The organism is Dendronalium sp. ChiSLP03b (assembly GCF_034531165.2).
Lineage (GTDB): Bacteria > Cyanobacteriota > Cyanobacteriia > Cyanobacteriales > Nostocaceae > Dendronalium > Dendronalium minutum.
On record NZ_JAVRBR020000027.1, the window covers coordinates 151126 to 160716 of the forward strand.

The following is a 9591-nucleotide window of genomic DNA, read 5'->3' on the forward strand; positions in this document are numbered from 1 at the left end:
GCAGTTATTTTATGGAAAATGATTTATTAACTCATAGCTTACAACTTCCAACTGATGATGCCAAATGGCAACAAGCTAACTATAGTTATTTGATGAATGCACTGGCTATAGTCCGCAATGCATTAGAGTCACAAGGAAAAGAAAACAACTTCACACCAGCACTCAGCACTGATAACGCACTTAGCACTCTTTGCAATATTTTTGGTTTGAGCAATTTTGAGCGTAATGTATTACTGCTGTGCATTGGTATGGAATTAGATGCAAATTGGGGGTTTTTATGCGCCAATGCTAAAAGTGGTATTACACAACCCTACCCAACTTTTATGCTAGCTATGGCAGTGTTACCGCAATCGCATTGGAGTGCTTTTACACCTAATGCACCTTTGCGACGCTGGCAGTTAATTCAAATTGCAGAAGGTTCTGCCCTTAATCTCAGTCCACTACGAATTGACGAGCGAGTGTTGCATTATGTAGTCGGTTTGAATGATTTAGATCGAAGGTTGCAGAATATTGTTAAGCCGCTACAAATGCAGAGTACAGGTAATGTAGCATCCCATTTGCAGCTAGCCGAACAATTAGCAACAACGTGGGCACAAATAGACAAAGAAGCAGTATTACCAGTCATCCAATTATATGGAAATGAAGTAGCCAGTAAAAGAGCGATCGCTGCTACAGCCTGCAAGTTTCTCAATCTCAACTTACACCTCATGTCTGCTGGGGCGATTTCCAGCCTCCGCCACAACGAGATGAACGACTTGTTACACCTATGGGAACGCGAAGCCATCCTGAATAATAGTGCTTTGTTACTCGATTGCGATGAAGTGGATAGCACAGAGCCAGCTAGAGAAAATGCGATCGCCCGTTTAATTGAAAATATCTCTAGTCCTTTAATTATTACCAGTCGAGATAGACAGCGAACATTCCAACACCCCCTAATTAACATTGAAGTCTCCAAACCCAGCACTATCGAACAACGCGCTATCTGGCAAGATGCTTTAGGTGAAGCAACAGCCAGCCTTAACGGACATGTAGAAACCTTAGTATCTCACTTCAGCCTCAGTACCTCGACGATTTATACAGTTTGTGCCGAAGCTAGAGGGAGATGGGGGGCAGGGGGGCAGAGGGGCAGAGAGGCTGGGGAGCAGGGGGAGAAGTCTTGTACAGACGCGATTAATCGCGTCTGTATTCCTAACTCCTCACTCAGCACTTTATTATGGGATACCTGCCGTTCTCAAGCTCGTTCAGGTTTGGATGAGTTAGCGCAACCGATTGAAGTGGGTGCTACTTGGGATGATTTAGTTTTGCCAGAAGCACAGCGCCAAGTTTTACGGGATATTGCTGCTCATGTGCGACAACGGGCTAAAGTATACGAACAATGGGGCTTTGGCAGTAAAGGCGGACGCGGTTTAGGCATTAGTGCCTTATTTGCTGGTGCTAGTGGTACTGGTAAGACAATGGCAGCAGAAGTGATTGCCCATGAACTGCGCTTGGATTTGTATCGTATCGATTTGAGTTCTGTCGTTAGTAAGTACATCGGTGAGACTGAGAAAAATTTGCGACGAGTGTTTGATGCAGCCGAAGCTGGAGGAGCAATTTTGCTCTTTGATGAAGCAGATGCCTTATTTGGTAAGCGCAGCGAAGTTAAAGATAGTCACGATCGCCATGCCAATATTGAAGTTGGCTACTTGCTGCAACGCATGGAAGCCTACCGGGGTTTGGCAATTCTCACTACTAATTTAAAAGGTTCTTTAGATCAGGCATTTCTGCGCCGGATTCGCTTTATCGTCCAGTTCCCCTTCCCCGACGCTAATCAGCGTACTGAAATTTGGCAGCGTATTTTTCCCCCACAAACACCTACCCAAGACTTAGATGCTAGTAAGCTGGCACGGTTAAATGTGTCTGGTGGTAATATTCGTAACATCGCTTTGAATGCAGCATTTTTGGCAGCAGATGCAGGCCAGCCAGTCGAAATGAAACATATTTTACAAGCAGCTAAGAGTGAGTATGCCAAGTTGGAACGTCCGTTGACAGATGCTGAAGTCAAAGGCTGGATTTGAAAAAGTGAAATTTAATTTGTGAAAAATAGTGGCGATCGCTAGCTGATTCTTTAAATATAGTGCAAAATTTATTACCAGCTATTGCTAGATGACAAACCGCTATTCTAAAACACTGAGAGGATTGAGTAAATGTATAGCAGACAACATAAAATAGCTAAAACTGCCAAGTCCTCTGACATCTCAGTGTCAAATCAGTTTGCACCGCGTGGTTTTGTCGTTCAGCCCCAACTAGAGGAAGTCAGTACACAACAACAGGAAACACTAGATTTACAAGCTGAATCAGCAAGAGAAAAACAGTTTGGTAATGGCTTACCTGATGTATCTATATTTACTCGGAATCTCACTTCGCCATCAACGCCACGTCTACAGATGAAACTGAACATTGGACAGTCACAGACAGTTCAGCGTCATCAAGAAGAATCAGACAAAGAATTACAGATGAAACCTGATGTACAACGCCATCAGGAAGAAGACGAATTACAGATGAAGCCTAATAATTCTTCATATCTGCAACGGCATGGTGATATGCCAGAAGAAGATGAAGCTATTCAAAGACGGGTAGAGAATAACGGTAGCTTCGACGCAGGTAATAACTTAGAAAGCCGAATTAGAAATCAAAGCAGTGGGCAACCCCTAGATGCTGGGGTGCGTGCTTTTATGGAGCCTCGGTTTGGTCATAGCTTTGCTGATATCCGAGTGCATACCAACAGCGAAGCAGTGCAGATGAATAAAGAATTGCACGCCCAAGCTTTTACAAATGGTCAGCACATTTACTTTAATGAAGGCAAATATAACCCTAACTCTGGCAGTGGCAAAGAGTTATTGGCTCACGAACTAACCCATACAATTCAGCAGACGGGCGGTCATAGTTTACAGCGTCAGGTAGAAGCAAATTCTTGTAATGTCGGCTGTCAATGTTCATCTTGTCTTCCGACTAGTTCAACAATTCAGCGCCAGATTTCTCTAATTCCATCGTCAGGTACGCAAGATTTATTAAGCCGCAGATTAACTGATGTCGTTCAACGCCATGCAGATGCCGCCCATAGTAGGGGTTGTCAATGTTCCAATTGTAGTGCTACGGGCATTCAAATTCAGACAAAGCTAACGGTTGGGGCACCAGGAGATCGATATGAGCAAGAGGCAGACCAGATCGCGGCTCAAGTGATGCGAATGCCAGAGCCACAACAGGCTGATTCAATTCAACGCCATGAAGAACGGCACGCAACAAAGCCTTCGACAACTACTGACTCAGTTAGGGTAGGGCGCGATCGCCTGCAACGTCAAGCGATCGCCCATCCAGTTTCCGTGCAGCAGTCTGCCCCGAATACAATTCAACGGCACTCTGCCTACGAACATTATCTGCTAGGACAAGTTGAGCCTTCCCAACTGGCGAATATTCCTATGGTGCGGGAGATTCCGCAATTAGAGAAACAATTGGATACTTTAACTAAGCAAATCGAGAAAGAGAATAGCGAAGAAAACTGGAAACAAGCAACGCTTTTGACTAATCAGTTAGAAGAAGCAAAAGCCAAAAAAGAAGATGTCAAACACACCCTGATGCAGGAAATGGATCGTCTTGTGAAATGGAAGGATAATCCAAAAGCAGTGGAAGTTGGCAAAACTGTGACAGAGAAAGGAGAGGCTGCACAGGATGCCGATACAGAGATTGTCGAAAAAGGCAAAGTGAAGAAAGGCAAGGATGACAAGTGGCAAGTACCTTACGTAATAATTCCTTGTCAGGATGGGGAAATAGTTGCTACTTATAGTGAAATTAATACTTTGCCTGACTTGTTTGGGAACCCGGAAGCGATCGCCAAGACTCCGAAGGCTAATGTATTTTCTTTACTGCAAGGGGTACGCCAGCAAAGCTACATTGAACTGGATAATATTTATAAAGAGTTATTTGGTCAGTCCAGATCGGAACTACATAACAAAGTCAAAGTGGATGATGACTTTACCCAAGCTCAAGGCCCAAGAGCGCAAGCTGTTGTAAATAAAGCTTATGAAGTCCGCACAGAGTCACAAGTTAACGACGCAACCTTCCGACAAGGTGATGAAAGTGAAGCATATTTTGCTGCCTTAGAACGCAACGCTTGTCACTTTGCACCTGAAAGCTGGACGAGTTGGGAAAGATATCATACCAAAGCCAGAGAACTTGCTAACCTAGCATTAAATGGTAAAAGATTTGTCCAAAAGGCACAAGATATGGGTCTGCCAGATGCAGCAGCCCAATTAGAGGAAGAAGTTGCAGATTATACTAATCAAGCTTTGCTACAAAATGCTTTTGGCGAGCATTATCTGCAAGATTCATTTGCGGCTGGGCATTTAATTAATAAGACCAAGATCATGCAATGGTTCGTCGCATGGCTGAATAAACAAGATAAAGGTCTTGGTACTTTTGACGAAGCAGAATCAGACTGGGCAATGGTTAGCTCAATTGCCAGCGAAGATTTGCAATCTAATCCGCAAGCACTGCACGATCGAATTGTGCGGGGAGAGATTGTTTCTTTTGAACAGCTAAATACAGCAATGGGCGCACAAGTTAAGCCAGAAATTGTATTTATGATGTGGTGGCGAAATGCGGCTGCTCAACACGGAAGTATGAAGCATTTGACTCCAGACGAAGCAGCAGAATATTGTTCAATATCTACAGTGCAAGGTAATTCAGATGCTGCTGAAACCTTAATGCAGGCACTAGTTAGCAGTAACTTTGCTAAAGAAAAAGTTGATAAAACACTGGGGAACAAACTTAGCTTTGGTAAGGCTGGTAAAGCAAAAGCAGTCTATTCATTAGACGAAGCACAAGTAAACGTAGTCAAAGCGCAAGGGGGTTCTCCTTACAAGTCGAAAGTAGCACAACAGGCGGAAGACAGCGAGCAAGAACATGATTTTGAGGCGGAAGCTGAAGAATTTAATGCTGTTGCTTACAATAGCTTTTTAAGTAATGCCTATGTCCAAGGTGCAACTAAATTTTTCCATGACAAATATTGTAAGGAAGGACTAAAAGTTTACTCCAGGGGTGGTGAGTATTTACATATGATTTATGGAGATAACAATATGATGAAAGCGGGAGGTCAAAAGGGAGTGCAATTCTCAGCAGAGACTTCCCAAATGTCGAGAGAAGCAATTTTTAATATTGTGAATGGTGAGTCTGATAAAGCAGCATCAATTGACACAATTAAAAACCGTTTCCCAGGATATGCAATTGATGAGGGTGCGACTTTACCCCTCGATAAATGGAATGAAATGCTCAAAGCGCGTGGCGAAGCTGGTTTATTTAAGAAAGCAATGGATAATGGGGCGCTGACAGTCTATAAGAAACAAAAGGGCATTTCTAAAGGTCATGCAATGGATTATGAAAAGTTGACCCAAGCTATTGAATCAGAAGCCGCTGAGGCACAACACGACGAAGGATTTTAAATTTTTGAGCGTGTAAAAATGATGACTCAAACTAACACAAACGTTAATACCTCAACTATTACGAATTCAGTTTTTGAGGTTGTTATCAAGTTCTTTCAAGACAATAACTGGTCATTTTCTCAGCACGAAACAGAACCCATTCTCAAAATGAATTATCAGGGTGAAAATGGCGAATGGATATGTACTGCTAAGACACGAGAAGAACATCACCAATTTATTTTTTATTCATCTTTGCCTGTGAATGTGCCAGAAAGTAAACGTCTGGCTGTGGCTGAGTTTTTGACGAGAGCTAATTTTGGCTTGATTGTTGGTAACTTTGAAATAGATTTAAACGATGGAGAAGTACGTTATAAAACTTCTAGTATTGAGGCTAAAGACAGTAGTATCAGTACAGATTTGATTGGGCAGTTAATTTTTGCCAATGTCATGATTATGGATCGATATTTGCCGGGGATTATGTCTGTAATCTATGCTAATGTTTCACCAGAAGCGGCTTTGATTCAAGTTGAAGGATTAGTTATTTCTGAAGATGTGTAGGGATGGCGATCGCTCCTCAAATCAGCCTGCTAAACTAAAAACACATCTCGCAGCATTCAGGAGCCATGAGCGCCACAACTTCTCAACTCACCCTAGAAGAGTTTCTGAAGCTCCCAGAAACGAAACCAGCCAGTGAATATATTAACGGTGAGATTATTCAAAAGCCAATGCCAAAAGGCAGACACAGCCGCTTGCAAGGTAAACTTTGTGCTGCTGTCAATCAAGTTACAGAAGAACAGAAAATTGCCTATGCCTTTCCTGAATTGAGGTGTAGTTTTGGTAATTGCTCAATTGTCGCTGATGTAGCAGTCTTTAAATGGGGGCAAATACCATTTACTATTAACGGTGAAGTTCCCGATAACTTTGAACTTCCACCAGACTGGACAATTGAAATCCTTTCTCCAGAACAAAAACCGAACAAAGTAATTGGCAACATTCTTCACTGTTTGAAGTATGGTAGCCGTTTGGGATGGTTTCTCGATCCTGATGACTTAAGTATTTTGGTATTTTTACCAGACCAACAGCCGATGTTATTGCAAGGTGAAGATTCCTTGCCTACTTTAGAAGAAATTGAGATTAAACTAACTGTGAATCAAGTTTTTGGTTGGTTAAAGATGGCTGGTTAATCTTAACTTTTAGCGTAAAGTTTAATGCCTTTGCCGAAGTATCAGTATACGATGCGGCAATCAAAGCGATCGCTGACTACTGTAAAATAACTTGGGTTTTAAAGGTCAACTCTTTGCAGGTGCGATCGCTCTTCAAGCGATCGCGATATTATACCCTTACCCCCTTCATACCCTCACATCCTTTTTTTCGTCTGGGCGAAGACAGATTATGACCTCAACAATTTCAATTAACGACAGTCAGCGCTTACAGCTCAAACCTCTAGAAGTTCCATCCCGGCTGCTGTTGGGGCCAGGCCCTTCAAATACCCATCCCGAAGTTCTGCAAGCGATGAATACCTCACCAGTAGGGCATCTTGACCCAGCTTTTTTAGCACTGATGGATGAGATTCAGTCCCTGCTGCGCTACGTATGGCAAACAGAAAACCCGCTCACTATTGCTGTCAGTGGTACGGGGTCGGCTGCTATGGAGGCAACTATTGCCAATGCTACAGAACCCGGTGATGTAGTTTTAATTGGTGTCGCTGGTTACTTTGGTAATCGCCTTGTGGATATGGCTGGACGGTATGGGGCAGATGTACGAACCATTACCAAACCTTGGGGACAAGTCTTCACTTTAGATGAACTGCGAACTGCTGTAGAAACTCATCGTCCGGCAATTCTAGCTTTGGTTCATGCTGAAACCTCCACTGGCGCGCGTCAACCTTTAGAGGGAGTGAGCGAACTGTGTCGGGAATTTGGCACATTGCTATTAGTAGATACCGTGACGAGTCTGGGTGGCGTTCCCATATTTTTAGATGCTTGGGGAGTTGACTTAGCTTACAGTTGTAGCCAAAAAGGTTTGGGTTGTCCGCCTGGTGCTTCGCCCTTTACCATGAGTCCGCGTGCAGTTGAGAAATTGCAACAACGCCGCACAAAAGTGGCAAACTGGTATTTAGACATGTCATTGCTAGGCAAGTATTGGGGTAGCGATCGCACCTATCATCACACAGCACCCATTAACTTGTACTATGCATTGCGGGAAGCATTGCGTTTAGTTGCCGAAGAAGGACTAGCAAACTGCTGGCAGCGTCATCAAAAGAATGTAGAGTATCTCTGGGAAGGATTAGAGGACTTAGGATTGAGTATGCACGTTGAGCGAGAGTACCGACTGCCAACCCTTACCACTGTTCGTATTCCAGAGGGGGTAGATGGTAAGGCAATTGCCCGACAGTTACTAAACGAACATAGCATTGAAATTGGTGGCGGTCTTGGCGAACTAGCTGGTCAAGTTTGGCGTGTGGGACTGATGGGCTTTAATAGTCGTAAAGAAAGTGTTGACCAACTTTTAGCAGCATTACGGCAAGTTTTACCAAGGTAGGGGACTGGGAGAGAGGACGCAAAGACACGGAGAGTTCTTTCCTCGCGTTTCCTTCATCTCCCGCCTGCCCTACAGCTTAGTATGAAAACCCACAATGGTATGGACTTCTCTACATGCAAAGATACATCGCACGATCAAATCGCGCTGTTTATTTGAGCGGAAACAACGGCTATTAGTAGCTGTTTCTGGCGGACAAGATTCGCTGTGCTTAATCAAATTACTGTTAGATTTGCAACCAAAATGGGGATGGCACTTAGGTATCGCTCACTGCGATCATCGCTGGCGTTCTGACTCTCAAGCTAATGCCAATCATGTAGAAGATTTAGCTAAGACTTGGGGTATATCTTTTTACTTAGAAACAGCGAAGGAAGCTTTAAATAGTGAAGCTGCGGCCCGGAATTGGCGATATCAAGCTTTAAGCGCGATCGCCCAAGCCAATAATTACCAATATATTGTTACAGGACACACAAAGAGCGATCGCGCCGAAACTTTGCTTTACAACTTAATTCGTGGTACTGGTGCTGATGGTTTACAAGCCTTGACTTGGCAACGTCCCTTAACTGCTGACGTTATGTTAGTGCGTCCACTTTTAGAAGTCACTCGCTTACAAACAGAGCAATTTTGTCAAGAGTTTGATCTGCCGATTTGGGAAGATTCCACTAATCAAGATGTTAAGTACGCCCGCAACCGCATCCGCCAAGAGTTGATACCGTATTTGCAAACAAATTTTAACCCTAATGTCGAATCAGCTTTAGCTCAAACAGCCGAACTTTTGCAAGCGGAAGTGGAATATTTGGAACAAACCGCCCAGCAGTTGCGGGAAGAGGCGATGGAAAGTAGAGACGCGATTAATCGCGTCTGTACAAGAGTGGGGGATATTGTTTCTTTAAGGTTAAATCGTCGGGTGTTGCAGAAAGCACCGCTGGCGCTGCAACGTCGTGTGATGCGACAGGTGTTGCAAGAAATACTTGCTGATGCGCCCAATTTTGAACATATTGAAAAACTAACAGCTTTAATTACAGCGCCAAACCGATCGCAAACCGATCCCTTTCCTGGTGGTGCGATCGCTCTAGTACAAGGTAACTGGATTATTATTAAAAGTGATTTTAACACTTAACCTAACATTTCTCTGTAACCTTTTCTATTCAAATGTAGCCAGCAATTCAAGGTGCGTTAGCCTACGGCATAACACACTGGATTATTATTAAGAGTGATTAATTTTTTAACCGTTAACACTTAACCAAACATTTATCTGTAACCTTTTGTATTCAAATGTAGGGTGCGTTGTCGCGCAGCGTAACGCACCGCCAATAATTCAAGGTGCGTTAGCCTACGGCATAACACACCCTACTGGCATGGCAAGGCTAAAATGTTGCATTAAAAATCTCTGAAAAATTGAAGTTTAGACACATAATCGAATTTTTCTATTGCACTACTTTAGCCTTGACACGCCACTACTGGCGTGTCAAGGCTAAAATGTTGCATTAGAATCGCCTGTTTCATCGGTTTCAAAAATTGGATAAAGATGTTTAAGTTTGACACGCGCGTCTTCAGTAGTAAAACGCCAAATTACTTTACTGGCGGTACAGTTGCG

Annotated in this window: 7 protein-coding genes; all 7 read left to right on the forward strand. The window is 43.4% G+C overall.

Annotated elements, in window-relative coordinates; genetic code table 11:
- The first annotated feature begins 11 nt into the window (after nt 1–11).
- The 7 genes from RMY31_RS07395 (at nt 12) to tilS (ending at nt 9114) form a co-directional block, all read left to right on the forward strand.
- Nucleotides 12–2057: an ATP-binding protein gene (locus tag RMY31_RS07395; RefSeq protein WP_322657877.1), complete on the forward strand. Its 2046-nt coding sequence runs from the start codon at nt 12–14 to the stop codon at nt 2055–2057.
- A gap of 129 nt (nt 2058–2186) precedes the next feature.
- Nucleotides 2187–5477, forward strand: coding sequence for a DUF4157 domain-containing protein (locus RMY31_RS07400; protein WP_322657878.1), 3291 nt, complete (start codon nt 2187–2189; stop codon nt 5475–5477).
- A gap of 18 nt (nt 5478–5495) precedes the next feature.
- Nucleotides 5496–6014: a YbjN domain-containing protein gene (locus RMY31_RS07405; protein ID WP_322657880.1), complete on the forward strand. Its 519-nt coding sequence runs from the start codon at nt 5496–5498 to the stop codon at nt 6012–6014.
- 65 nt (nt 6015–6079) lie between these two features.
- Complete coding sequence (locus RMY31_RS07410; RefSeq protein ID WP_322657881.1) at nt 6080–6640, forward strand: Uma2 family endonuclease; 561 nt, start codon at nt 6080–6082, stop codon at nt 6638–6640.
- A complete protein-coding gene (locus tag RMY31_RS07415; protein WP_322657882.1) occupies nt 6619–6852 on the forward strand; it encodes a hypothetical protein in 234 nt (77 codons plus the stop codon). Before RMY31_RS07410 ends, RMY31_RS07415 begins: the two co-directional genes overlap by 22 nt.
- Entirely contained in the window at nt 6849–7997 is a 1149-nt protein-coding gene (locus RMY31_RS07420; protein ID WP_322657883.1) for an alanine--glyoxylate aminotransferase family protein, read from the forward strand. The genes RMY31_RS07415 and RMY31_RS07420 overlap by 4 nt, the downstream gene beginning before the upstream one ends.
- A 94-nt stretch (nt 7998–8091) precedes the next feature.
- Entirely contained in the window at nt 8092–9114 is a 1023-nt protein-coding gene (gene tilS / locus RMY31_RS07425; RefSeq protein ID WP_322657884.1) for a tRNA lysidine(34) synthetase TilS, read from the forward strand.
- Nucleotides 9115–9591: the final 477 nt, after the last annotated feature.

Excerpts from the sequence above, each read along its gene's own strand:
- RMY31_RS07395 (WP_322657877.1), top strand. The coding sequence starts at position 12 with ATGGAAAATGATTTATTAACTCATAGCTTACAACTTCCAACTGATGAT.
- RMY31_RS07400 (WP_322657878.1), top strand. The coding sequence starts at position 2,187 with ATGTATAGCAGACAACATAAAATAGCTAAAACTGCCAAGTCCTCTGAC.
- RMY31_RS07405 (WP_322657880.1), top strand. The coding sequence starts at position 5,496 with ATGATGACTCAAACTAACACAAACGTTAATACCTCAACTATTACGAAT.
- RMY31_RS07410 (WP_322657881.1), top strand. The coding sequence starts at position 6,080 with ATGAGCGCCACAACTTCTCAACTCACCCTAGAAGAGTTTCTGAAGCTC.
- RMY31_RS07420 (WP_322657883.1), top strand. The coding sequence starts at position 6,849 with ATGACCTCAACAATTTCAATTAACGACAGTCAGCGCTTACAGCTCAAA.
- tilS (WP_322657884.1), top strand. The coding sequence starts at position 8,092 with ATGGTATGGACTTCTCTACATGCAAAGATACATCGCACGATCAAATCG.